The sequence below is a fragment of the Bacillus sp. CBEL-1 genome (assembly GCF_004348885.1).
In the GTDB taxonomy this organism is placed as follows: domain Bacteria; phylum Bacillota; class Bacilli; order Bacillales; family Bacillaceae_H; genus Priestia; species Priestia aryabhattai_A.
Window position 1 is genome coordinate 170,380 of record NZ_SBIM01000011.1, and the last position, 22,872, is coordinate 193,251.

25 protein-coding genes are annotated in these 22,872 nt (G+C 39.8%); 3 read left to right on the plus strand and 22 right to left on the minus strand.

Annotated elements, in window-relative coordinates; genetic code table 11:
* Positions 1–21: 21 nt before the first annotated feature.
* The gene (gene fliD / locus EPL02_RS09025; RefSeq protein ID WP_131887501.1) at positions 22–1,812 is read right to left on the minus strand and encodes a flagellar filament capping protein FliD; all 1,791 of its coding nucleotides are present in this window, start codon (positions 1,810–1,812) and stop codon (positions 22–24) included.
* A 14-nt stretch (positions 1,813–1,826) separates the two neighbouring features.
* Complete coding sequence (locus tag EPL02_RS09030; protein ID WP_094911083.1) at positions 1,827–2,180, minus strand: flagellar protein FlaG; 354 nt, start codon at positions 2,178–2,180, stop codon at positions 1,827–1,829.
* Positions 2,181–2,464: 284 nt separating this feature from the next.
* On the opposite strand from EPL02_RS09030, the gene EPL02_RS09035 reads away from it, so the two are divergent.
* Complete coding sequence (locus EPL02_RS09035) at positions 2,465–2,812, plus strand: hypothetical protein (RefSeq protein ID WP_131887502.1); 348 nt, start codon at positions 2,465–2,467, stop codon at positions 2,810–2,812.
* A gap of 421 nt (positions 2,813–3,233) precedes the next feature.
* Here the strand turns inward: EPL02_RS09035 and EPL02_RS09040 are convergent, their stop codons facing one another.
* The 19 genes from EPL02_RS09040 to EPL02_RS09130 all read right to left on the minus strand — a co-directional run bounded on the left by EPL02_RS09040 (position 3,234) and on the right by EPL02_RS09130 (position 19,252).
* Positions 3,234–4,418: a flagellin N-terminal helical domain-containing protein gene (locus EPL02_RS09040; protein WP_131887503.1), complete on the minus strand. Its 1,185-nt coding sequence runs from the start codon at positions 4,416–4,418 to the stop codon at positions 3,234–3,236.
* Positions 4,419–4,583: 165 nt separating this feature from the next.
* On the minus strand, positions 4,584–4,823 hold the full coding sequence (gene csrA, locus EPL02_RS09045; protein ID WP_131887504.1) for a carbon storage regulator CsrA: 240 nt from the start codon (positions 4,821–4,823) through the stop codon (positions 4,584–4,586).
* Positions 4,824–4,836: 13 nt separating this feature from the next.
* The gene (fliW, locus tag EPL02_RS09050; RefSeq protein WP_131887505.1) at positions 4,837–5,265 is read right to left on the minus strand and encodes a flagellar assembly protein FliW; all 429 of its coding nucleotides are present in this window, start codon (positions 5,263–5,265) and stop codon (positions 4,837–4,839) included.
* 3 nt (positions 5,266–5,268) lie between these two features.
* Positions 5,269–5,685, minus strand: coding sequence for a DUF6470 family protein (locus EPL02_RS09055; RefSeq protein WP_131887506.1), 417 nt, complete (start codon positions 5,683–5,685; stop codon positions 5,269–5,271).
* Positions 5,686–5,729: 44 nt separating this feature from the next.
* On the minus strand, positions 5,730–6,611 hold the full coding sequence (gene flgL, locus EPL02_RS09060) for a flagellar hook-associated protein FlgL (protein ID WP_131887507.1): 882 nt from the start codon (positions 6,609–6,611) through the stop codon (positions 5,730–5,732).
* Positions 6,612–6,613: 2 nt separating this feature from the next.
* Complete coding sequence (gene flgK / locus EPL02_RS09065; RefSeq protein WP_131887508.1) at positions 6,614–8,128, minus strand: flagellar hook-associated protein FlgK; 1,515 nt, start codon at positions 8,126–8,128, stop codon at positions 6,614–6,616.
* A 20-nt stretch (positions 8,129–8,148) separates the two neighbouring features.
* On the minus strand, positions 8,149–8,589 hold the full coding sequence (locus EPL02_RS09070; RefSeq protein ID WP_094911075.1) for a flagellar protein FlgN: 441 nt from the start codon (positions 8,587–8,589) through the stop codon (positions 8,149–8,151).
* 15 nt (positions 8,590–8,604) lie between these two features.
* A complete protein-coding gene (flgM, locus tag EPL02_RS09075) occupies positions 8,605–8,862 on the minus strand; it encodes a flagellar biosynthesis anti-sigma factor FlgM (RefSeq protein WP_094911074.1) in 258 nt (85 codons plus the stop codon).
* A gap of 212 nt (positions 8,863–9,074) precedes the next feature.
* The gene (locus EPL02_RS09080; protein ID WP_131887509.1) at positions 9,075–9,476 is read right to left on the minus strand and encodes a TIGR03826 family flagellar region protein; all 402 of its coding nucleotides are present in this window, start codon (positions 9,474–9,476) and stop codon (positions 9,075–9,077) included.
* 57 nt (positions 9,477–9,533) lie between these two features.
* The gene (locus EPL02_RS09085; RefSeq protein ID WP_131887510.1) at positions 9,534–9,941 is read right to left on the minus strand and encodes a ComF family protein; all 408 of its coding nucleotides are present in this window, start codon (positions 9,939–9,941) and stop codon (positions 9,534–9,536) included.
* 284 nt (positions 9,942–10,225) lie between these two features.
* Positions 10,226–11,713, minus strand: coding sequence for an ATP-dependent helicase ComFA (locus tag EPL02_RS09090; RefSeq protein WP_131887511.1), 1,488 nt, complete (start codon positions 11,711–11,713; stop codon positions 10,226–10,228).
* 85 nt (positions 11,714–11,798) lie between these two features.
* Entirely contained in the window at positions 11,799–12,644 is an 846-nt protein-coding gene (locus EPL02_RS09095; RefSeq protein WP_131887512.1) for a DegV family protein, read from the minus strand.
* Positions 12,645–12,760: 116 nt separating this feature from the next.
* Positions 12,761–13,198 carry a YaaR family protein gene (locus tag EPL02_RS09100; RefSeq protein WP_131887513.1) on the minus strand — a complete coding sequence of 146 codons (438 nt, stop codon included), beginning with the start codon at positions 13,196–13,198 and terminating at the stop codon, positions 12,761–12,763.
* A gap of 81 nt (positions 13,199–13,279) precedes the next feature.
* Positions 13,280–14,101 carry a flagellin N-terminal helical domain-containing protein gene (locus EPL02_RS09105; RefSeq protein ID WP_131887514.1) on the minus strand — a complete coding sequence of 274 codons (822 nt, stop codon included), beginning with the start codon at positions 14,099–14,101 and terminating at the stop codon, positions 13,280–13,282.
* A gap of 15 nt (positions 14,102–14,116) precedes the next feature.
* Positions 14,117–14,542 (minus strand): flagellar export chaperone FliS, encoded by a 426-nt coding sequence (locus EPL02_RS09110; RefSeq protein WP_286175379.1) that lies wholly within the window; start codon positions 14,540–14,542, stop codon positions 14,117–14,119.
* A 47-nt stretch (positions 14,543–14,589) separates the two neighbouring features.
* On the minus strand, positions 14,590–14,895 hold the full coding sequence (locus EPL02_RS09115) for an EscU/YscU/HrcU family type III secretion system export apparatus switch protein (protein WP_131887515.1): 306 nt from the start codon (positions 14,893–14,895) through the stop codon (positions 14,590–14,592).
* Positions 14,892–17,219, minus strand: coding sequence for a hypothetical protein (locus EPL02_RS09120; RefSeq protein ID WP_131887516.1), 2,328 nt, complete (start codon positions 17,217–17,219; stop codon positions 14,892–14,894). Before EPL02_RS09120 ends, EPL02_RS09115 begins: the two co-directional genes overlap by 4 nt.
* Positions 17,220–17,348: 129 nt before the next feature.
* Positions 17,349–18,032 (minus strand): response regulator, encoded by a 684-nt coding sequence (locus tag EPL02_RS09125; RefSeq protein WP_025908789.1) that lies wholly within the window; start codon positions 18,030–18,032, stop codon positions 17,349–17,351.
* Between the two features lie 71 nt (positions 18,033–18,103).
* Positions 18,104–19,252 carry a sensor histidine kinase gene (locus tag EPL02_RS09130; RefSeq protein WP_094911065.1) on the minus strand — a complete coding sequence of 383 codons (1,149 nt, stop codon included), beginning with the start codon at positions 19,250–19,252 and terminating at the stop codon, positions 18,104–18,106.
* Positions 19,253–19,819: 567 nt separating this feature from the next.
* On the opposite strand from EPL02_RS09130, the gene EPL02_RS09135 reads away from it, so the two are divergent.
* Both EPL02_RS09135 and EPL02_RS09140 read left to right on the plus strand, forming a co-directional pair.
* Positions 19,820–20,452, plus strand: a complete 633-nt coding sequence (locus EPL02_RS09135) for a YigZ family protein (protein ID WP_131887517.1) — start codon at positions 19,820–19,822, stop codon at positions 20,450–20,452.
* Between the two features lie 179 nt (positions 20,453–20,631).
* Complete coding sequence (locus EPL02_RS09140) at positions 20,632–21,624, plus strand: LCP family protein (RefSeq protein ID WP_094911063.1); 993 nt, start codon at positions 20,632–20,634, stop codon at positions 21,622–21,624.
* 34 nt (positions 21,625–21,658) lie between these two features.
* On the opposite strand, the gene EPL02_RS09145 is transcribed toward EPL02_RS09140, so the two are convergent.
* Entirely contained in the window at positions 21,659–22,708 is a 1,050-nt protein-coding gene (locus EPL02_RS09145) for a glycosyltransferase family 4 protein (RefSeq protein WP_094911062.1), read from the minus strand.
* Positions 22,709–22,872: the final 164 nt, after the last annotated feature.

Here is a 22,872-nt window from a genome sequence, read left to right on the forward strand (position 1 = left end):
TTCTTTAGTATGTTGCTATGTTTAAGCAAAATATTGCGATAGCTGCATGCTTTGTGCGTTTGAATTTTGAATGGCTTTTTCCATTGCCGTAAATTGGCGCCAGTAACGGTCTTCCACCTGCACAAGACGACTTTCAAATCGACTAATTTGATCATCCATGTCACGTAAATTACGGCCGAGCACAAACTGCGTATTCGTCCAAGTTGAGCGACCTGCACGCTGCTCAATTTTAGATACCGTATCCGCAACGGATTCACGAAGTCTTCGGACAATTCCTTTTTCGCTTGTCGTTTCACCATTCTTTGAAAATAAATCCATAACGGACTGCGGATCTTTCTCAAGTGCTTCCTTTAGCTTTGTCTCGTTAATAACAAGCTTTCCACGGTCCATATAGTTCGTACTTGTCGTAATTCCAATATCCGTTAGCTGCTTAAATTCACCCGTAAGTCCTGAAACAGCTGAATACCAGTTGGAACGCATTTGATTTAAGCCGCTTGAAAGAATTGAATCGTTTTTTAATAATCCACTTTTCGCTTTTTCTTCCCACTGCTCCGCTTGTTTGTCCGTTAAGCTTTCACGCTGCGCATCAGTTAAAGGACCGTAATCGCGGTAGCGCTCTTCGGTGATTTTACCATTAAGGGTGGCAATGAGCTCATTGTATTTCGTCACAAAATTTTTAATTGATTCCACAGCTTTATCCGTGTTATTGCTGACATTTACGCGCACAGGGGCTGTAAAGTTATCTTGCAGGGTAAAGTTCACGCCGCTTACTGTAAACGTATTGGACTTTCGCGTTGTTTGTAAGCCGTTAATTTCAAACGTTGCGTCAGTTCCGCTTTGTTCATTCGTTTGATCGAGCTTTAGCGTCTGGGTCAGAAAATCACCTTCAAGCTTCATTTGAGGACCCGCCGCATCCGTACTGCTCGTCAATTTACCCGTGTCTTTACGAGTAAACATGATTTTATCCGTTCCTGAATCGTAAAATGCAGAAATTCCAACCTTGGAGTTATTAATCGTAGAAATAACGTCGTTTAAAGATTTTGTACCATCAAACTCAAAGTTCATTTTCCCATTCTTTTGATCATCTTCAATCGCTTTTCCATTTTCATCATAGGTTATAATGGCAAATGATACGTAGTTTTGTTCATAATCAAACCCTTGTACCACGCTATCTTTTGCAAGTTGCGTACCAAACGTCATTTCACCGGTTGCCGCGTCAATAAATACATCGTTTGCACCTAGGTTATCCGCGCTGTTAACAACCGTATAATTAGTAGAAGCACCGTCCGCATCATTGACCGTAATAGAAGTCGGTAAATTAGAAATAGCTCCTTTTCCTAACGAAACCTTCGTCGTGTCACTCGCTACCGTAATCGCGCTTTGATTGATCGTTTTAGTCTGCCACGTTAGACCACCTGAAAACGCACTTTGCTGAGACCATAAGCTTTTGGATGGATCAATTTTCGTTGTTCCTGAAACTGCCCCGCTAATATTTTTGGCAGCCGTCGCCATCGTTACGTTTGATAACGTATACGACGCGTTACCTGCTGAAGTTGTCGCAGTAGCCGTAACTTTCGATTCATCTGCTGAAGATGAGCTTTTCACCATATATGTTGACTGGAGCGTCATGTTAAAAGCCGAATCACGAAATTCCGTTAGCAATCGGTTCATTTCGCGATACTGGTCGCGCTGCCATTCTGTTGTTTGCTTTTTTTGCTTTATTTTATCCAGCGGCATACGTTCCGCTTTCATTAAGTCACTTACGATTTGGTCAATATCCATTCCACTTGCTAATCCACCAATACGAACCATTGTTTCACCGCCAATTACATTTTTTGATCAATGACTAACCCTGCAAGCCGCTCCATCTCGGCATGCATATCTAAAAGCTTTTCGGGAGGTATCTCACGAATCACTTCGTTTGTTTCTGCATTTACAACCTGAGCGAAATACGTATGAGACTTTTCATGAAGCTGAAAACGCACCGAAACAAACGTAGGCGCGAGCTTTCGATTAATCTCTTCCACTGCTTTTTCAAGCTGTGCAATGATTACTTCATTGCTGCTTTCCAGCGCTTTTGACTCTGTTTCTAGCTGTTTTGTTTCTTTTGATTGCTGAACATTGGCATAGCTTAACGCAATTGAATGAAGCGTTTTAGCTGAAAATGATGTCCCCTCCATCACAGCCACCCCTTAAAAAGCACTCTTTTCTATTGTTATCGGAAGCATTTATTTATTGTTTATAGGTAGTTCGCAGTACTTTTTCGCTTTAAAAACACGATTTCGCATGAGATAAGGCTTGTTTTTTCGACAGGGATGAAGGTCACGAGCGCTACCTTTGTTATCCATTAATCTGTTTTATTTTCCTATTTCTTTAAATCTAGACCTTTATTGGGGGCTTTTCGTGCTACAATGCTGTTAAAATTCCACATTGTCACGATCCTCTATAAAGGAGCTACTCAGCCATGAAAAAAACGATCATTCCTTTTCTACTTGCCGGGATGCTCACGGCCTTTGCCGTTATTCATACAAACGAAAAAGCAATTAAAGAAACCGACTCGTATTCTACTATTCAAGCGAAAATTGAAATCTATGCGAAAAAAGAAGAACCCAGCTTGTCCATTCAAGAAATACAAAAAGACGAAACGATCAACGGAGAAAAGCGCATCATTTTGTTCACCACAACTGATAAGCAAATTGGCTGTGCCATTCTTCAAAAAAACTACTTAAACCGCTATAAGATTGAATACATCTCTACCCAAGAACCCGCTCAAATCGAAGACAAATCGGCTTTATCGTCTATTTATACATAAGCAAGAGTTTGGAATATAACAAAATGATTGCTTCTAAGAGCCAAACAATAGCCGCTCCCCTCTCTATGGTTTGGCTCAACACGTTCGCTCCATTGCGCCACGGCCACTCGCTTTCCGCGCAGAGGAGTCGAGTGCCTTTCTCTCCATTCCACTCCGTCTCCAAACTAGGTTTGCCCAATCACAAAAAAGCCTGGACAACTAAGAGTTGCGAACTCTCAATCGTTCAAGCTTACCATTGGCTGAAATACTTCTGTTTCAGCCTTTTTCATAAAAAAAGACCTTCTCACGGGAGAAGATCAATAAAAAAGGGGATAGGGGAATACCTTGATATTAGTATGGGCTGGATTGCTGTCATTTATACCTTTTCATAGTAAAAAAAGACTCTAGTACATAGACTAGAGTCTTTCTATTCAGCTTAAAATTAACGTAGAAGTTGAAGAACTCCTTGTGGCTGTTGGTTAGCTTGAGCAAGCATTGCTTGAGCAGCTTGAGAAAGAATTGAGTTTTTCGTTTGATTCATCATTTCTTTCGCCATATCAACGTCACGGATACGAGATTCCGCAGCTGTTAGGTTTTCAGAAGATGTGCTTAGGTTATTGATTGTGTGATCTAGACGGTTTTGAGCTGCACCAAGAGTGGAACGTTGCTTTGAAACGTCTTTAATAGCATTATCAAGAACTGTTGTAAGTGCATCTGCTTTAGTCTTATTATCTACAACAGCACTAGCTGCACCAGCTACTAAATCAGATATTTGACTACCTGCTCCACTTCCTAGAGTTGTAGAGTCCATTTTTGAGAAAGAAACTGCCAATTTTTCATCATTAGTACCATTAGAACCAATCGCAAAGCTAGCAGAAGCGTTTGCACCCGTTGTAATGTCTAATGCATCTAAATCCGCAGCAATATCAGCAGCTGTTTTTGCTGATGCACCAGTGATTTCTAGTTCGATACCTAATTCATTAAAGTTTAAAGTCGTTGTACCATCTGCACCAATTGTTGCATCTAATGAAATTGTTTGAGACACACCATCAGAACGTGTTAACGTCAAATCTCCACCTGTTTCATCAGTAAAAGTATAAGTTTCTCCACCTAATGCACCTGAAACATCAATCTTAGAAATGTTAGCTGTTGCAGTTGTATTAAGCGCTGTACCTACAGCTGCTGTACCACCATTTTGTGTGGCTGATAAATCACCATTGAGTAGTTTCTTACCGTTAAATTCTGTAGTCTTAGAGATACGATCAATTTCATCTTTCAACTGAAGTAGCTCTTCACCTATAGCTTCCCTGTCATCAGTATTGTTTGTATCATTTGACGCTTGAACAGAAAGCTCACGCATACGTTGAAGAATGTCATGAGTTTCACTTAATGCACCTTCTGCAGTTTGTATCATAGAAATACCATCTTGAGCATTTTTAGAGGCTTGATCTAAACCACGAATTTGACCACGCATTTTCTCAGAAATTGAAAGACCTGCTGCATCATCCCCAGCCTTATTAATACGAAGACCTGAAGACAATTTCTCCATTGAGCTAGATTGTGCATTATTCGCATTATTGAACTGACGATAAGTATTTAAAGCCGCAATATTATGATTAATTCTCATTATAATTTCCTCCTTGAATATGTTTTCGCCCACGTCCGTATGAGCTTATTTTGACTCCCCGCCAATCGGCCGCCTGGCAGTTTGTCTTTACAAGAATGATATCGTCTTCTTTTTTAGATTGTTTAGCGGTTTCTTTACTTTTTTCAAAAGAAAAACCAAGACGGTTTAGAGTCTTGGTTTGGTGTCATTTATTATTTTTAAGATGTCCATCATATTAGCTACCGGCTTGGATGCCTGGTGGTTTTCCAGCTGTATTTCTTCATAGATTTCTTGGCGATGGACTTCAACGTCACGCGGGGCCTTGATGCCGAGTTTGACTTGATCACCGCTAATAGAGAGAACGGTCACTTCAATGTTTTCAGCGATTTTAATCGTTTCGTTCGTTTTACGCGTTAGGACTAGCATGGTCGTTCCCTCCTTAGTTGTTGACGGGCTGAAACAGCGCGTGCTTTGTTTGGTAGGCTTCGTTATTTAAGATAACTTGCTTAGCTTGATTGTTTTTTGTGTTAAGAACGATTGGCGCCTGCAGGTTTGCCGTAATTTTAGTCACGTCGTCATGCATCGTTAAAATGACGTATACCGCAGCGTCACTGCCACTTTCAAGCTGAAGCTGCTTGACCGTTGTCTCATCTAATTTAAAGTCATAGTCTGGGAAGAATTGAAACGGCTCGGTCATCACAAAAGCAACTTCCTGCGTTTTCGTAGACTGTAACACGTGGAACATATCAGCGTTTGGAAGCGGCAAAACCACAAATTGCGTTTCGTGTGGAAACCCGGGAAGACCTTTTTCAAATGTTAATGAGGGTTGTTCAATTTGAACATCACCGTGATAAGCTGTTTTAAGCATGAGCTACACCTCTTGTTTAATTGTTGAGATTGATAGTGTTTCAGGTACATAGTTTATTTTGACACTAAACGGACTTGGAATAAAGGTTATGTTGCTTGGATAGACGGGCTTTTCGCTGTTGCGCTTGGCTTGATCAGCGATTGGATTACCCTCCTGTTCAATTTTCATTAACTCTTTTCCTTCTTGGGTTGCTTTTGTGATAGATTCCATCACCGCCTGTTTTCCTTCATTTGCTTCTTCGGCCATTCTTTTTAAAATTGATTGCAGGTTCATTTCTTCCCATGCCTTAGTTTGATCAATAGTAAGCCGGGACGGTGTTTTTTCGACAATAATCTGGATTTTTTCTGTCGAAACGTCGACTGGCTGGGGCTGAGTGATGGATGGCATGGCGTAAGAGGCCTGGGTGGCACTAACTTGCATCAGTATTCCTCCTAAAAAAACCCCTTCAGAGAAGGAGTTTTGGTTTAGCGTAAAAAGTCAAGAAGCGTTGGCTGAATGAGCTTAGCACCAACCGATAAGGAAGCACGGTGCACGCTTTCTTGAATCGTTAAGTCCGTAATGACTTTCTCAATGTCAGCATCTTCGTTATCTGAAATCATACGGCTAGCGATAATTTCTTGAGAAGCAATGCGATTTTCAATGAGCTCCAGGCGATTGTTTCTTGCACCAAGCTCTGAACGCTCTGCTGATAGAGTTGATAAATAGTCATCCACTTGTGTTGATAATTGTTGAAGCGATTCAACGTCGTTGTTTTCAAAACCAACTTGAATACTATTGATGAAATCAAACGCTTCTTGCGAAAAGATACGGTCAGCATTAATGTTGACGCGTAGGCTGACGCCTTTTGATACTTCAACTGAAAAAGGATCGACATTAATTTCAGATGCAATGGAGCCATCCGCATTTTGAGTAACGGGGGCGTTTCCTACGTTCACGCCGTTAAAGATATACCTGCCCGCTACTTGCGTATTTGCTACCTGCATAAAATCAAGCTTCAGCTGTTCAATTTCACGGGCAATTGCTTGACGATCTTGTCCATCGTTCGTGCCGTTTGTCCCTTGAACCATAAGCTCTTTAGCACGTTGAAAAATGGAGTTAACTTGTTCGAGCCCTGCTTCAGAGTTATCAAACCACGAATAAGCCTCGGTTAAGTTTCGCTTGTATTGATCAATTTCAGATAGGTTAGACCTGTATGCCATCCCCTTCGTAGCGACAACGGGATCATCCGACGGACGCGTAATTTTCTTACCCGTTGATAGCTGATTTTGCAAGGTTTGGAGCTGATTGTAGCTGCTGTTAATATGTCGTAATGAGTTGGCCGCCAACATGCTTTGTGTAATTCGCATCTTTATCTACCACCCGTTCCCAATCCGTTAATAATACGATCTAACATTTCATCAATCACTGTCACCATGCGAGCACTCGCATTGTATGCGTGCTGAAACTGAATCATGTTGCTCATTTCTTCGTCGATTGAAACGGCGCTTGTTGATTGCTTTCGCTGCTCCACAGCTTGTTGAAGCGTTTCTGAGTTTCCTTTTAAACGGTTTGCCTGCTGGCCGTTAACCGCCATTTGGCCAATAAGAGACTGATAATATTCTTTCATGGATACAGTTTGATCGTTAGTAAGCTGAATACGAGCACTATCACGGAAGTTAGCCAGCTCTAGCGCATTGCTTCCGTCTCCTTTACGGTCTCCATCTATTCCTGACTGAGAAGCAGCCGCTATATTGTTGGTACTTTGAATAATTTCATTTGATAGCGTAATGTTTTTCGCTGCGCCTTTTTCCTCGTTAATTGGATTAAAGAAAGATACACCCGTTTGGCCATCTAACGTTATGCCCTTTTCGTGCTGGCCGTTAAACCAGTTTACAAACTCAAAGGCCATTTTATCAAGAGACGCTAGCATATCAGAATATACGCCTTTAGTTTGGCCACTTTCATCTACGTAACCTGCTGATTCAATCAATCCTTTAAGCTTACCTTGTGAAAGGTTAGCTGGCGAAAGCGTTTGGCCCCCTACACGAATATCCGTTACGATTCCGTCCTTATCGTTTATCGTAAACGCTGCAGCTTGACGAGTTTGACCATTTACTAACGTAACAGGGCCATTTGCAGTTTGCATCGTAACCGTCACGGTTCCTTCAGCTACGGGCAGACTGTTACCGCTTGTTTGATCGTACTGTACGTCAAATTCTACAAACTGTGAAAGCTCGTCTAATAAACGGTCACGCTCATCGTATAAATCATTTGGCAAATAACCGTGCGCTTCAATGTCATTAATTTGTTTATTAACGTTATTGATTTGCTCAAGAACCGAGTTCATTTGCGTGACTGTAACGTCAATTTCAGATTGTAAATCACCTTGAATAACTTCCAGCGATGTGGACAGATACGTAAATGTATCAGCAATCGCATTTGCCCTCTCACGTGCAACAGATCGAGCACCGGCATTTGATGGATTTGCGGCAACGTCTTGAAGCGCTTCGAAGAATTGATCAAACGTTGCCGACAGTCCGTCTTCAGATGGCTCATTTAGAATTTCTTCCATTTTGTCAATGGCTGCCGATTTAGCATTCCAATAACCTACCTTAACCGTTTCCCCTCTGTACTGTACATCAAGGAACTGATCGCGCACACGCTCAATCGTTTTGGCATCCACCCCCGTGCCAAGTTGGCCGGTCACTCCTGGACGGTTCATTCCTGGTGTTGGGTAAGGCGTACTCGCTTCAAACGTAACGCGCTGACGGGTATAGCCTGGCGTGTTGGCATTGGCGATATTTTGCCCCACTGTGTATAGCGCTGACTGCTGCGCATTCATGCCTCGCTTTGCAACCTGCAGCCCATGAAAAGTTGAAATCATTACATTCTCTCCTTCATTCTCTACGCTTTTGACTGAAAGGTAGATGCTGGTGTAAGTGGTGGTACATCGTTTTCTACTTTTGTATAATTATATGAATTTACTTGTTGAGATGAGGTTAATAAGTCAAGCTCAAGATTAATGAGCTGCAGAGATTGTGTTAGCAGTTGTTGATTTAACTCATTTTTTTTCTGAATGCTTTCAATAAGTTCAATGAGCTGGCTTTGAAGTGGTTGAAGGGCAATGGCTTGATCAATCTGTTCGATATTTCCCATGAGCAACATACGCTGTTTTTCCAACGCTTCTATCGCCGCAACATGCGTTTGCTCATCTTTAAGCACATGGATTAACTCTTTGATATCTTGGCTAATAATAATTGCCGTTTTCTGGTCTGTTAAAGCTAATAAGCTCTTATGCAATGCAATTTGCTTTGTTAAAATTTCATTCAGTTTGCCGCTATTCAATTTTTGTCATTCCCTTTACTTTTTATAAAAGTTGATAAGCCCTTTCGCCACTTCTTCTGCGTTAACTTTATATGTTCCATTTTCAATCTGCTGCTTTAGCTGTTCAATCTTTGCTGAATGCTCTGTTGCTTTTGTACTCATTTGCTGAAGCTCTTTCGCTTCTTTTGAAATTTGAACACCATCTCGTTTTCCTGTTTGCTGAGCTTTTTCCATTTTTTCAGCTGCCTTTTGATATGGATTTATTCTGCTAGAATGAGTTGAATTTATCTTCATTTTTCGTCACCTCTTTAAAGTTTGTATCCGCTATCTATTACTCATTATATCGGAGCTTTGAATTAAACATTTAGCAACTGACTCAAAGTTGAGGCTAAATGCACAAACATGCTAAAAACCTTCAAAATAAGTGAGATTTTGTACCCAAACCAAAAAGGTCTTAAGAACCATTATTTTTATTAAAAGAAGATAACCAGTTCTTTCTATCTAGATTATTTATCTTTCAAACGATAAGTTGATAATCGATCCTGTCGTTCACTTTGACGTTTTGTTTCTATTTCGTGCTTCGCTAAATCATTTTTCAACTGCTGAGCGCAACTATGACAAAGCTTTCCCTCTCTAATACTTTGCCCACACTCTAGGCAAGGGTAGCTTAGGTTTGGAAATTTGGCTATTAGTAGCCTCCCCTGTTGAATAAACTGCCGAATGCGCAGATCCGGTACTTTCGTTTTTTTAACGACTTCATACATGGTTGCAGTTCGATTTTCTCGCTTTCGTAAAAAGGTAACCACGCGCTCATACTGGTCTTCTTCTTCCTGATAACAACTTGGGCAAATGTTGCGTGCTCCACTTTGAACATATAAGCTTCCACAACGTAAACAATTCGTTAACATGCTCCTTTTCCCTTTCTCTTCTCATTTCCTTTTGTATCGGCTGAACCGCTTATTTTTTCAACGGTAAATTGTAAAAGAATAGATTGCTGCCGCCACATCTTTTAGACAAAGCGCTGCTTCGTGTAACGTAACGCCCGTTGTGTACAAATCATCAATTAAAATGACGTTTCTTTTTGTAACCAGCGCTGGCTCCACAAGCTCAAACACCCTATGGTTTTGTAGCCTTTCTTCTCTCGTTTTCTTCGCTTGTTTCTCCGTATGCTTACGAGTAAGAGGGTAAGCTACTTCTGCCGGGAGTAAAGATGCCAACGCTTCCGCTTGATTAAACCCTCGTTCATACATTCGTTCCTTGCTTAAAGGGATGGGAACCAGTAAGGGATTCTCGGGACTATATACCTTATAAAGCTGAGCGAAATCGTCAGTAAATATTTTATGAAGTTCGTAGTCACCCCGGTATTTAAACAAAGCCATTACCTCTTTTGCGAATTTATTATATTTATATAATGAACAGTTGCGAATCAAAGGTGATTTCTTCTTGTTCCATTGAACGCAGTCGATGCAATATTCACCCTCATAATAAGCTATAGGAAGCTCATTAAGCATTCTTCCACAACGTCTACAAAGTGGCTCTGAAAGCCCTTTAAAAGATGACTGGCACGTTTCACACAGCCACTTTCTTTGCTGTGGAGAAATCAGAGACGAGAAGCTATGAGCGGGTTCGATTGATGTATGGCACAGTAAACACCATATCATATCTGAATTAGACCTTGTTTTTTTGCCATATCGTTCATATCTACCATATGCTTTTTCGCTTTTTTCATTTCAACCGTTTGCCCATAGTGAAAGAAGACCACGTCTCCTGTTGGAAAGTTTGCGCTTCTACCAACTCGGCCTGAAATTTGCACAAGTGCGCTTTCAGTGAAAATTTCATTTTCAGCACCTACTACAGCGACATCAATATTAGGGACAGTCACCCCTCGTTCTAAAATGGTTGTTGTAACCAAAATGGTATATTGCCGCTCACGAAATGCTTTTACTTTTTCTTTTCGCTCCTTATCTTCTGCATGCACCCCAGCCACGCTTGGCGTTAGCTGTTGAATGAGTTCTACAACGGGCTGAACCCATTTGACCTTTGGTACAAACACAAAGCACTGCTTATCATCACACACTCGCTGCTTGATCCAGCTTGATATAGAGAAAGGTAACTTCTTTTTAACAAGCCTCTTCTGCCAGTTGCCACACCATACAAAACGAGGTATCGGAATGGGATACCGGTGATAGCGAGCCGGTATTTTGACAGCTGCTAGCTTATTTTCTTTAACCTGTTGCTTAAGATTTTCACTGGGAGTTGCTGTTAAGTAAATAAGGGTTGATTCTGCTTTACGAGCTTTGTTGGAAGCATACTGCAACATTGGTTCTGCTGAATAAGGAAATGCGTCTACTTCGTCAATGATCATGACGTCAAATGCTTCATGGTAACGCAAAAGCTGATGCGTGGTTGCGAGGATTAAGGAAGAGTGCTTCCCTTTATCAGCACTTCCACCGTAAAGCGCCACTACTTCCAATCCTTGAAATGCTTGTTGAAGCCTTGGATGAAGCTCCAGAACTACGTCCGTTCTCGGCGTGGCGACGCATACTGATTTACCCAAACCAAGTGCTTTGGAAATACCTTCAAAGAGAACTTCCGTTTTCCCAGCGCCACAAACGGCCCATACGAGCAGCTCTTGATTTGAATTTACGGCTTCTACCATTTGGCTAGAAGCCGTTTGCTGAGCAGGAGAAAGCTTGCCTTTCCATGTAAGAGCTGGGGACGAAACCTTGCGTAAAAGAGGACCTTTCCATGTGATAAGCGGCGTACATTCCGATACACGCCCCATCCCAATGCAAGCGCGACAATACGTGCACGTGCTGTAACAGCGACCACAATGAAACGAAGCAAATAGGTGCTGCTGCTGATTTCCACAGCGCATGCAGGTCATCACGTCTTTTTTAATGATTGACTTATGATAGCGAATATAGCCTTGTTCGTAATGTTCATGAAGAGTAGAAAAAGAAAATGAAGTGAGTTCATCAGGGAGTAATTGCTTCCCAACGAGGAATTGTTGGAGACTTGAACTAAATAAAAATGCAGGGTTAACAGAGGGGGTATACCACTCCGGAAGCTGTGAGATCGCCTTCGCTTCCCGTGAGGCATTTGGTACTAACTGATTGTCATGTAGAATAAAACGCAAAAACATCGCTCCTTTCATCCTAACTAGTACGAGATACATTGACTAAATTCCTGCAATAAAAAAACCAAACTAACAAAAAGTTAGTTTGGTTTTATTCTTTATACCAACCAACACCGATGGCACCTTCTCCTAGATGAGTACCAATAACTGGTCCAAAGTATGACAGGGTCCACTCAATGTGAGGGTACGTTTCTTGCAGCTCTGCTTTAAATTCTGCTGCTTCTGAAGGGCGATTGGCATGAATCACTACGCCTTTCATTGGCGCAAGCTCACGTGCATCCTCATCCAGTAACTCTACGATACGTTTTAACGCGCGCTTTCTTGTACGGATTTTTTCATAAGGGACAATTTTTTTATCAACAAAGTGAAGCAGTGGCTTAACTTGCAACAAGCTTCCAATAATTGCTTGAGCTGCATTTAAGCGACCTCCACGCTGCAAATGTGAAAGATCGTCTGCCATAAAATAAGCACGTATAGACTTTTTCATTTCATCAAAACGATTCACAATCTCTGCTGGCGTACGACCAGCTTCCGCCATTTTAGCTCCTTCAAGAACATAAAAGCCTTGTACCATGCAGCTAATTTCAGAATCATATACTTGTACATCAAAACCTGAAACCATTTCGCTTGCTGAAAGTGCCCCTTGATAGGTTCCGCTAATCCCACTTGAGAGCGTTACAACGACCGCTGACTCATAACCATCACGCTGTAGCTGCTCATACAGTTCAACAAACTCACCAATTGGAGGCTGAGAGGTTGTTGGCAATGTTTTGGCATCTTTAATTTTATGAAAATATTCTTCCGCCGTTACGTCTATTTCTTCACGATAAGTTTCACTACCAAAAATAACGCTAAGCGGTACCATATGTATGTCATGTTGAGCGCGCACTTCTTCTGATATATACGCTGTACTATCAGTAATAATTGCCGTTTTCATTTGAAAGGGTCCATCCTTTTTTATTATTTAAAAATAAGTTCACTCTATTTTACAACATTTCAATTTAAAATGCATGTTTACAAAAACAAAGAAAGCCCTTTTAACCTTCCCTCTTTTCACGTATAGATGTTGACCAATAAACCTTGGATTTCACCTACTCTTGCTAAAAGCTGAAGCTCATTCGTTGATTTATTTAGCACGTCGTTTGTTAAATCAACAAGCTTACGATCGACTTCTTTTACAAGCTTATATACCTTTGTCGTTCCTCTTCTGTTAAAGCCCCTCTCTCCATGCAGTTCAAAGCCATTTTTAACTGCATCATCCATAAACTCTTTCACCAGGGCTTTGTACTTTCGAAGCACATCAACCGTCTGATTCTTGGCTAAGTGACGACCTTGTTCATCGATTTTTGTCACCAGTTGTGATAAACGCTCATGGGTGAGGTCACGCTGCTTTTTAGCCATAACGTCCGTGAACGTAATTGATTCTTGAACCTCTTTCGCTTTAGAAACGTTTAGTTGATTTGTCAGTCCGTTAATTCGCTGAACATCCATTTCTATTCCTCTTTCATTTTTACTTGTATTATACAGGAAAAAGAGAAAAGCACCGTGCTTTTCTCTCTTTTTCATAATCCATTATTTTAACAACTGTAAAATTCCTTGTGGAAGCTGGTTAGCCTGTGCAAGCATCGCTTGCGCAGCTTGGTTTAAAATATTGTTTTTCGTAAACTCCGTCATCTCCTGTGCCATATCCACGTCACGAATGCGCGATTCAGAAGCCGTTAAGTTTTCACTCATTGTACTGATATTGCTCATCGCATGCTCAAGGCGGTTTTGTGCAGCACCAAGCGTTGAGCGATCTTTTGACACGGCAGCAATCGCTTTATCAAGCTGAGTAATAGCAATTGTTGCATTTGTTGCGGTTGTAATAGAAGTTGTCGTAAGACCTAAAGTTGCCGTCGTAACGTCACCAATTTTAGCTAACTTTAGAGCTAAGCTCGGAGCCTCTGGTGAAATTTGAAATTGAATATTCGTTGTTTTCCCATCTAATAAATTTGTACCGTTAAATTGTGTTGTTTGTGCGATACGGTCGATTTCCTGCTTTAACTGCTGCACTTCAGCATCTAAATACGCACGGTCTTCAGCATCTTGATATGTGCCGTTTGAAGATTGAACGGCTAGTTCGCGCATGCGCTGAAGCATACTGTGCACTTCCTGCATGCCACCTTCTGCTGTTTGAATGAGTGAAATTCCGTCTAACGCATTACGCTCTGCCATATCTAAAGCGCGAATTTGAGAGCGCATTTTCTCTGAGATAGCTAATCCTGCTGCATCGTCTGCTGCGCGGTTAATACGAAGTCCAGATGATAGTTTCTCTAAGCTTTTCGACGTATTCATTTGATTCGTGGATAAGTTTTTATAAGCATTTAACGCTTGAATATTATGATTGATTCTCATTTAATAAGCTCCTCTTTATAATGTCGTTGTACTAATTTGGCTCTCATAAGACGATAATTTTCTACGAATGCTTGGTCGCTTTTGGACTACCTCTTCACTCATTGCCTTGTTCCAAGCAACTGAAATTTCCTTTAAAACGTGATGAGCGTCTTGTAAAATCGTAATATCTTTCTTCATGTTTCCTTCTACCACTCGTTCTGCTACGTAGTTATAAATCGTATCCAGCTGCTCCGCGATAACGCCTGCTTCATACTTTAAACCGACGCCTAGGCGATGAAGAATATCACTTGTATTTTTTAAATTTTCATTCGCTGTATAGAAATCTTTGTTATGAATATGTTCAATGCTTTCTTCGATATTTAAAATCGCTTTTTCATACAGCATGGACGTGAGCTGCTGCGATGTTTTTTGATAAAGAAGCTCTTCCGTTAAAAAGTCCAATTCATCATATCTCCCTTGTGTAGTCCTTTTTTTACTTATCGGCACGTCTAGTAGCCATTTTCATTCATGTCCTCGACTTTTTTTACAAATAAAAGAATTTCAGCAATAACTCCGTATAGCTGTGGGGGGATTTGATCTCCTAGCTCAATATCCATCAAATTTGTCAGAAGCGTTTCGTCTTCTTGCAGAGGAATATCATGTTGCTTTGCAAGACTAAGAATTCGATTTGCCGTCAAACCTGAACCTTGCGCAACGACTTTTGGTGCTCCTTCCCCTTGCTCATAGCGAATAACTGTTGCAGAAGGTCCTCTCTTTTGCCTTCTATTCCCTGTATTAATATACTGATAGTTCATATTGAATAATCAAATCCTTTCATTGAAAGCAGCGGGATTTGTTTCTTAATTGGTGCTTTCACTTCTCCTTCGCTTCCTTTTCGTAACTCTGAATAGGAGACCCCTGTAATTGCGTAACCAATTGCTGTAATTTTATCCTTTAATTCATCCACAATCGTATCAGCGTTTGATACAAAAACGTCACTGTTCGTTTCAAATGAAATGGACAAACTACGATCTGCTGCTTTTAACATCACGCCAATTTCACCGAGTTGCTTCGTCTCAAATAGAAAGTATAAGCTTGTATTTTCCCAGTCAATTTTTTCATGCTGCTTATTTGACTGAACAAATACTTTCATGGTTCCTATTTCACCTTTTAACGTAAAAGGTATCTGCATATAAAGCTGCTGCGCTGGTGAGGAATCCTGCTTATTTAAGAGCTGCTGTCCTGTAATATGCTGAAGGGCTGAATCAGTTGTTTGAGCCGACACGCCCACATATTCTCCTTTTAACAGACTACTTTTAACATCAGCTGTGGATGCTTGCTGTTGTCCTTGTAATACATGTAATGCCTCTTTTTCACGCTGAAACCCCAACCTCTTTACCGTTTCATAGATATCTCTAGCTCCTATTTCTGACTCATCAACGATGCTAATTCCTGGTAAAGCAGCTTTTGAAAACAAATCGTCTTGAACAAAATGCAGCATCTTTTGGTGAGAAGGCTTATAGTCCATTCCTTTAATCATCTCTTTAATTTGCATAACTAAGCCGTGAGCTTGAGAGCGATCCCCTTGTGCTAATAGACGTTTGGCTTCTTGAAGAAGCTGACTAGCCTTCAACATTTCTTTTTCAGACTTCATATCAGCATATAACATGAAATCACTTTGTAAAATCGCTTTATCTAGCTGCTTAACGGTTGCTTCTAACAGTTGTGAAGCTTTCATTCTTGCTGAAGGTGCTGATTCTTGAAGCAAATCCGACACATTGAGAAGCTGACGATTTACTTGCTGCTGTATGTTTTGAAATTCTTTTGTGATATGCGCAAGTTTTTCTGTCACAACCGTTACAACTACATCTTTTGTAGCAGCATGAAAAGGTAGGTCTTTTGCTGATGATTGCTCAGAACTCTCGCTAGTGGCCAATATAACTTCATTTATTTGCTTTCTAGCAGCCATTTCTTTATGCTGATCTGCTAATTTACTTGCCTCAACAAGAGCTTCACTTACTTTTTTAGCGTGTTCCGGATGAGATTTTAAAACTGGTAACACTTGATTGGAAAGATGCTCAAGAGCAACTTTTATATTCGGCTCACGACTAAACTTACGCACCGCCAAATGAAGTACTTCTTGAACGTTTTTTATATCTGCTTGTTTTGTTTGTAACGCTGTTACCAAATCACTGGTGCGCTGAAGAACAAGTTCTTGTAGCTTTAAGCCTTCTAGTAGCTTTCGCTGAACTTCTTGCGATACACCGCTACTCTTTAATTCAAGAAGCAAAGTCTGCATTTCTTGTTTTGTTAGGGGCATGTTTTTCAGCAGGTCGTCTCGATTCAATTCTTTAAGAATGCTCGCTGTGACTTCTTGACTCGTTCGGAAAATACGCTGTAATTGCTCTACGATATTCTTAGGTATTTCTTCTACCTTTTTTAATTGCTGAAGAATACTCTCTACGTTATCACTTGTTTTTAGACGTTGAAGCAGTACGCTGATTTCCTCTTGGGTAAAAGACGATTGAGTCGCTCCTTTTACACTTTCTAAAGCTTCTTCAACCTTAATCTGTAGCTCTAATGACAAATTCGGTCGATTGGTAACCGCTTCTTTAAAAAGCTCCTTTAATCCATCACCATGAAGAGCTTCATCAATTGCAGTAAGATGCGTTACCGTCACTTCTAACTCTTTATTCACAAGAGCAGAAATCGTTTCATCTGTTTGTGAAGCGGAGCGATTTATTATAGTAAAAAAACGTTCAAGTGCTATTATCGAAGATTCTGTTATTCGATATCCAGCATTTCTAAGTCTTTGAGCAGCTTTTTGTACTTGTTCTGAAGGAGCTGCCATATTTGGCCTTGTAATCGGTTCTTCAAAAACCTCTGTTGGTGTTTTCGATAAAACTTGTCCTTCTATATAACCTTCTTTTATATGCGTTACTTTTATTTTAATATGATCATTTTCATGTACTGGCTGGTCTAGCCAAACGGGTACTTCACGTCCCTTTACCTGCATAAGCACTTCTTTTTCATTCATTACTTCCTTAACTATTCCTTGCAGCGTATCTTCTGTTGCAACTGTAGTTGCCGAAGGCGCAATCGCGTGATGCAACGAATGGGATGACTGCTGAATTTTCATAGATTCACGCTCCATTAAGTCGCTTTACGACATATGTTCTCTACGTTATGTATCGGCTACTTTTTTTTGCTTTTCATATGTCTTTTCACCTAAAAAAGCTCCGCATACAAATGTATGCGGAGCTTTTTTTTATCGTACTTCTACCCAACCGTTTTTAATTGCTACAACAACGGCTTGCGTACGGTCGTTTACGTTCATCTTTTGTAAGATATTACTTACATGATTTTTAACTGTTTTTTCACTAATATATAGAGCTTCACCAATTCCACGGTTGCTCTTTCCATCAGCTAAAAGCTGGAGTACTTCACATTCACGGCGAGTTAATAAGTGAAGTGGACGACGGATTTCAATTGGCTCATGTGGATATGAAGATGATTGACCTTGAGCTGCCAGTCGACGATATTCTTTTACTAGGCTATGCGTTACCTTCGGGTGTAGGTAAGATCCACCTTCTGCTACCACTTTAACAGCTTCAATTAATGCATCTGCATCCATTTCTTTTAATAGGTAGCCTCTTGCTCCTGTTTGAAGTGCATGAGTCACATATGTTTCATCATCATGAATAGATAAAATGATAACTTTCGTATCTGGATTCATCTCTACTAGCTGCTTTGTTGCCTCAACACCATTTACAGCTGGCATATTGATATCCATGATAACAACGTCAGGTTGATGTTCTTCAACAAGACCAATCGCTTCGTTACCATCGTCACCTTCTGCTACTACTTCAAAATCTTTTTCAAAATCTAAAATACGTTTTACTCCTTCGCGGAATAATTGATGGTCATCAATGATGACAATTCTTGTTTGCATGTTCGGTTCCTCCCCAAATCTAACAGTGAATAGTTATTTACTATATTAATTTGATGTTATTGTTATTTTTATTATTTATTTAGAATCGGTACTTTAATCATAACAAGTGTACCTTGATTTAATTTTGAATGGACAGCAATGCTTCCACCCAACAAATCTACTCTTTCCTTCATTCCAATTAAACCAAAGGAATTTTCTTTTTTTTGATTTTGATCAAAGCCACATCCATCATCTTTTACAAGTAAAATTGCTTGTTCGTTATTAAACTCAATTTTCACTTGAACTTCCGAGGCATCCGCATGCTTTAACGCATTTGTAACAGCTTCTTGTACAAGTCGAAACAGTGCTACTTCCAGCTTTGACGCAGTACGTTTTTCTTGTCCAATCGAAATGAAAGTAATGCGTGGTTTACCGTCATTATAGTCTTCAATCGTATCTAAATATTTTCTAAGCGTTGGAATTAACCCGAGATCATCCAATGCCATTGGTCTTAAGTCGTAAATAATTCTTCGCACTTCATAAAGTGCTGAACGCACCATTTTTCGTAAATCTCGAATTTCATCCATAGCTTCCTGAGCACTGCGCTCTCGGTAAATACGCTCAATTAATTCCGACCTCATCATCACGTTAGCTAGCATTTGTGCTGGACCATCATGAATTTCACGGGATAATCTTTTACGCTCTTCCTCTTGTGCTTCAATAATCCGAAAGCCAAAATACTCTTTTTGAATAGCATCTTCAACAATTTCTCCAACTTGCTTCAAATCGCTGGTTAAATAGTTTAACACTACTGAAATCTGCCCTACCAGATGATCTGCACGCTTAATGGTTTCTTCCAACGACATCAATCGACGTTCAAGTTCATCTCGCCTACTTCTAAGCTGATGTTCTGACTGCTGATTCATCAAAAGCTTTGTTTGCAGTTCATGAGCCTTTTCGTAGGCATCTTTCACCTCTGGCTCAGAATAAATTTGAAAATGCTTACTTACCTCAGCTAAGCGCTTTCGTGCTAAACGTGCCTGAGCCTCTAAGCGATCTCCTTGTTCAATAACATGCAAAACTTTGGCTTTTAAACCTTCTAGTTCTTCTTTTATCTCTTCATATTCCTGTCGTGCACTTTCAGATAAGCGATATACTTCATCTTTACTATTTCCAACTGTGCCAATGATTTTGTCTAATATTTCATCTAACATTTTACTTGTTAATTTATGTTTTGACATTTGTTCACCTCAAGCTTACACTCACATTCGAAGAAATGCCAATACGTTATTACGCTTTCTCGTACGACTTACTTGAACTGCGAGGAAATCTGGATAGACTCCAGTTTACATGATTAAGACAGCATCTATAGAAACAGCATGGCTATAGAAAAACATATGAGATACCTTCTTGTTTTTCTTATATTAGAATAGAATAAGTTCTTTTGGTGTACATCTTTGCTCACTACTTTTTTCATGCATGATATACACTCTACTCCAAAAGACTACCATTTCTATCTCACCATTAACAGGGACAAACATCCTGTTTCGTTTAACAATTACATGTCATTCGTAACATTTATGTGATTATTTTTTTAAAACTTTTGGTTTAGTTAGTTTGTCCATTATCATTGATAAATACTTTACAACACTGTAACAATTCAAGGCTCCAAATTGATGTATCAGTTTTGAAGCTTTATAATAAGTGAGATAAGAAAAAATTGCTTTTATTCTTAATTTTAATTACCTATTACCCACTTTTCTTTAATAAACACATAAAATCATATAAACAGGAGGCATTTTACTACCTTGTTACCTCAATATTATACTGTAAAACAGTCTGGTGCACATGAAATTGTGATTCAAAAATCGCGCTTTATCTGCCATGCAAAGCGTGCTACAACGGAAAAAGAAGCACAAGACTTTATTCAAGGGATAAAAAAAGAACATTGGAGCGCAAACCACAACTGTTCTGCCTATTTAATCGGAGAGCGAGATCAGTTTCAAAAAGCTAATGATGACGGTGAGCCTAGTGGTACTGCCGGTGTACCAATGCTTGAAGTACTGAAGCGAAAAGAGCTAAAAGATACTGTTGTGGTAGTAACGCGTTATTTTGGCGGGATTAAGCTTGGGGCTGGAGGACTCGTTCGCGCATATAGCAACTCAGTATCTGAAGGCCTTACAAACATTGGCATCGTAAAATGTACACTTATGCAAATCATGCATACAAAAGTCGATTATACGTGGCTTGGCAAGCTAGAAAATGAATTACGCAATTCACCTTATGCCTTAAAAGAAATTCATTATGCAGATAACGTGATTGTAGATACATTTGTCGAAGAGAGTCAAAAAGATGCATTTACAGCATGGATGACGGAACTTACAAATGGCCAAGCAGACATTTCAGCAGGCGAAGTGACCTATTTAGAAGAAGAGATATAATGAATTATTTACTGTGAATTAAAAACATTGTAAAATGAAAGACAGCGCACTGAGTCACAGTGCGTCGTTCTTTTCCTTACTAAAATATAAGGTAATATTGAAACCATACTGTTTAAATTGAATTCTAACAACAAACAATAAAATTATGTAAAAACTTACTAAACTAAAGGAGAACGTATATGGCTCAGCATAGGCGTTTTGAAAAACGAGTAAATCGAAAAAAGCGAAAAAGAAGATTGCTTTCTTTTTTTCTTTTGCCAATCTTAATCATTGGATTATCCGCTACGGCGTACGGCTCTTATTTGTTCGCTAAAGCAAAAAGCGTTGCATCTGATTCATTTCAAAGCTTAGGAGATCGTGACTCTTCACCGATGCGCGATCGAAAAATCGACCCTAAGAAAGACAACATCTCCATTTTATTTATGGGGGTTGATGACAGCGAATCGCGAAATTTCGGGAAATCTGCTCGTACAGATGCACTAATTTTAGCGACGCTAAACGAAAAAGAAAAAACGGTGAAGCTTGTGAGTATTCCTCGCGACTCTCGTGTATATATTCCAGAAGTCAGCAAAAAAGATAAGATTACGCATGCTCATGCATATGGTGGACCGAAAGCAACGGTCGAAACAGTTGAAGAGCTATTCGATGTTCCCGTAGACTACTATGTAAAGCTTAATTTTCAGGCTTTTACTGAAATTGTTGATTCTTTAGGAGGCATCGAATTTGATGTACCTTACGACTTAAAAGAAAAAGACTCTAGTGACCATCATGAAGGGGTCGTACTAAAAGCTGGTAAACAGCACTTAAACGGTGAAGAAGCACTAGCCATTGCTCGAACAAGAAAACAAGATAGTGACATTGAACGAGGCAAGCGACAGCAGCAGCTTATGCAAGCTATCGCTAAGGAAGCATCGTCAATTGGGTCTATGACAAAATATGGTAACTTAATCGAAGCTGTTGGTGATAACATGAAAACAAACTTAATGTTTGGCGAGATGCTTTCGTTCTACGATTACGCTTCAAAAAATATTGAGATTGAAACATTAAACCTTGCTGGGACAGATGATACGATTAATGGGGTTTATTATTATGACTTGGATGATATGGCTGTTCAAGAAGTAAGCGATACGCTACACGAACATTTAGGTCTAGACGAAGAAAGCAAAGAATAGAAAAAAGCCTGTCGGCCGAGCCGACAGGCTTTTTTTATTTATATCGCAGAGCTTGAAACATATTGAGTAGTGGTCGATATGTTTTATCTACCAGACCAATTTTCTCCACAATAATTTCAATTGCAAAAATTAAAATGGCGAGAACGAGGAATGATCCCCACATGGTTTGTACCTGAGAAAAGATAACCGCTGCTAAGCCAAAGATTGCACTCATACCGTAAATAATTAAAACTGTTTGGCGATGGCTGTACCCTAAGCGCAACAGGCAGTGATGCAGGTGCGACTTGTCAGGAGCCGAAAGCGGCTGATTTTTAACGATACGGCGAATAATTGCAAAGAACGTGTCTGAAATCGGTACACCGAGAATAATAACCGGTACGATTAATGAAATTAACGTAACATTTTTAAATCCTAACAGAGATAAAACCGAAATCATGTACCCTAAGAACAGTGCCCCTGTATCTCCCATAAAGATTTTGGCAGGATGAAAATTATAAAACAAGAACCCAAGCGTACTGCCTAACAGGATAAAGCCCATACTCGTTACGAACACGTCGTTCATCATAATGGCCATTCCTGAAATTGTAATTAATACAATTGAAGAAACTCCAGCTGCAAGACCATCTAATCCGTCAATTAAGTTGATGGCATTGGTAATCCCTACAATCCAAATGATAGTAAGAGGAATACTCAAAACGCCAAACTCAAGACTGCCGTTAAAAGGAAGGTTGATATACTGAACTTGTACACCGCCATATACCACCACGATTAATGCTGCAAGCAATTGACCGCCTAGCTTAATTTTTGCTGAAAGTTCCATCATATCATCCAACACACCTGTGATAATGATGATAAAACTTCCGATGATAATTGCTAAAGCGTAAGGGCTAGTTGGTTGTAAAAGGAAATAACCGATTAAAAAACTAATAAATATTGCTAATCCTCCAAGACGAGGCATAATTTTCTGGTGAACTTTTCGTTGATTTGGCTTATCTGTTGCACCTATTTTAAATGCTAATTTTTTAACAAGCGGAGTGACTAAAATAGACGAAATAAAACAAATAAACAAGGTCAAATATAACATGTAGACCCTCCTCAGGTTTATGTTAACCAAAATCGCAGTAAATGTTACTGTTATTTAGATTTGGATAATATTACATATGAGCGAGCTATTGCACAAAATTTTTTGACTAGTTTTCTCCTAAACTGGATTATACCATATTGATTTTACTACTTAAATAAGAATTT

Bases quoted from the DNA above. Each gene is read 5' to 3' on its own strand.
- EPL02_RS09140 (WP_094911063.1), top strand. From the start codon at position 20,632: ATGGCTCAGCATAGGCGTTTTGAAAAACGAGTAAATCGAAAAAAGCGA.
- EPL02_RS09090 (WP_131887511.1), bottom strand. From the start codon at position 11,713: ATGTTTTTGCGTTTTATTCTACATGACAATCAGTTAGTACCAAATGCC.
- EPL02_RS09105 (WP_131887514.1), bottom strand. From the start codon at position 14,101: ATGAGAATCAATCATAATATTCAAGCGTTAAATGCTTATAAAAACTTA.
- flgM (WP_094911074.1), bottom strand. From the start codon at position 8,862: ATGAAGATAAATTCAACTCATTCTAGCAGAATAAATCCATATCAAAAG.
- EPL02_RS09080 (WP_131887509.1), bottom strand. From the start codon at position 9,476: ATGTTAACGAATTGTTTACGTTGTGGAAGCTTATATGTTCAAAGTGGA.
- flgL (WP_131887507.1), bottom strand. From the start codon at position 6,611: ATGCGAATTACACAAAGCATGTTGGCGGCCAACTCATTACGACATATT.
- EPL02_RS09145 (WP_094911062.1), bottom strand. From the start codon at position 22,708: ATGTTATATTTGACCTTGTTTATTTGTTTTATTTCGTCTATTTTAGTC.
- fliW (WP_131887505.1), bottom strand. From the start codon at position 5,265: ATGCTTAAAACAGCTTATCACGGTGATGTTCAAATTGAACAACCCTCA.
- EPL02_RS09040 (WP_131887503.1), bottom strand. From the start codon at position 4,418: ATGAGAATTAATCATAATATTGCGGCTTTAAATACTTATCGTCAGTTC.
- EPL02_RS09100 (WP_131887513.1), bottom strand. From the start codon at position 13,198: ATGGATGTTCAGCGAATTAACGGACTGACAAATCAACTAAACGTTTCT.
- EPL02_RS09115 (WP_131887515.1), bottom strand. From the start codon at position 14,895: ATGAACTATCAGTATATTAATACAGGGAATAGAAGGCAAAAGAGAGGA.
- EPL02_RS09130 (WP_094911065.1), bottom strand. From the start codon at position 19,252: ATGTCAAAACATAAATTAACAAGTAAAATGTTAGATGAAATATTAGAC.
- EPL02_RS09095 (WP_131887512.1), bottom strand. From the start codon at position 12,644: ATGAAAACGGCAATTATTACTGATAGTACAGCGTATATATCAGAAGAA.
- flgK (WP_131887508.1), bottom strand. From the start codon at position 8,128: ATGATTTCAACTTTTCATGGGCTGCAGGTTGCAAAGCGAGGCATGAAT.
- EPL02_RS09035 (WP_131887502.1), top strand. From the start codon at position 2,465: ATGAAAAAAACGATCATTCCTTTTCTACTTGCCGGGATGCTCACGGCC.
- csrA (WP_131887504.1), bottom strand. From the start codon at position 4,823: ATGCTAGTCCTAACGCGTAAAACGAACGAAACGATTAAAATCGCTGAA.
- EPL02_RS09120 (WP_131887516.1), bottom strand. From the start codon at position 17,219: ATGAAAATTCAGCAGTCATCCCATTCGTTGCATCACGCGATTGCGCCT.
- fliD (WP_131887501.1), bottom strand. From the start codon at position 1,812: ATGGTTCGTATTGGTGGATTAGCAAGTGGAATGGATATTGACCAAATC.
- EPL02_RS09030 (WP_094911083.1), bottom strand. From the start codon at position 2,180: ATGGAGGGGACATCATTTTCAGCTAAAACGCTTCATTCAATTGCGTTA.
- EPL02_RS09125 (WP_025908789.1), bottom strand. From the start codon at position 18,032: ATGCAAACAAGAATTGTCATCATTGATGACCATCAATTATTCCGCGAA.
- EPL02_RS09055 (WP_131887506.1), bottom strand. From the start codon at position 5,685: ATGCAAGTTAGTGCCACCCAGGCCTCTTACGCCATGCCATCCATCACT.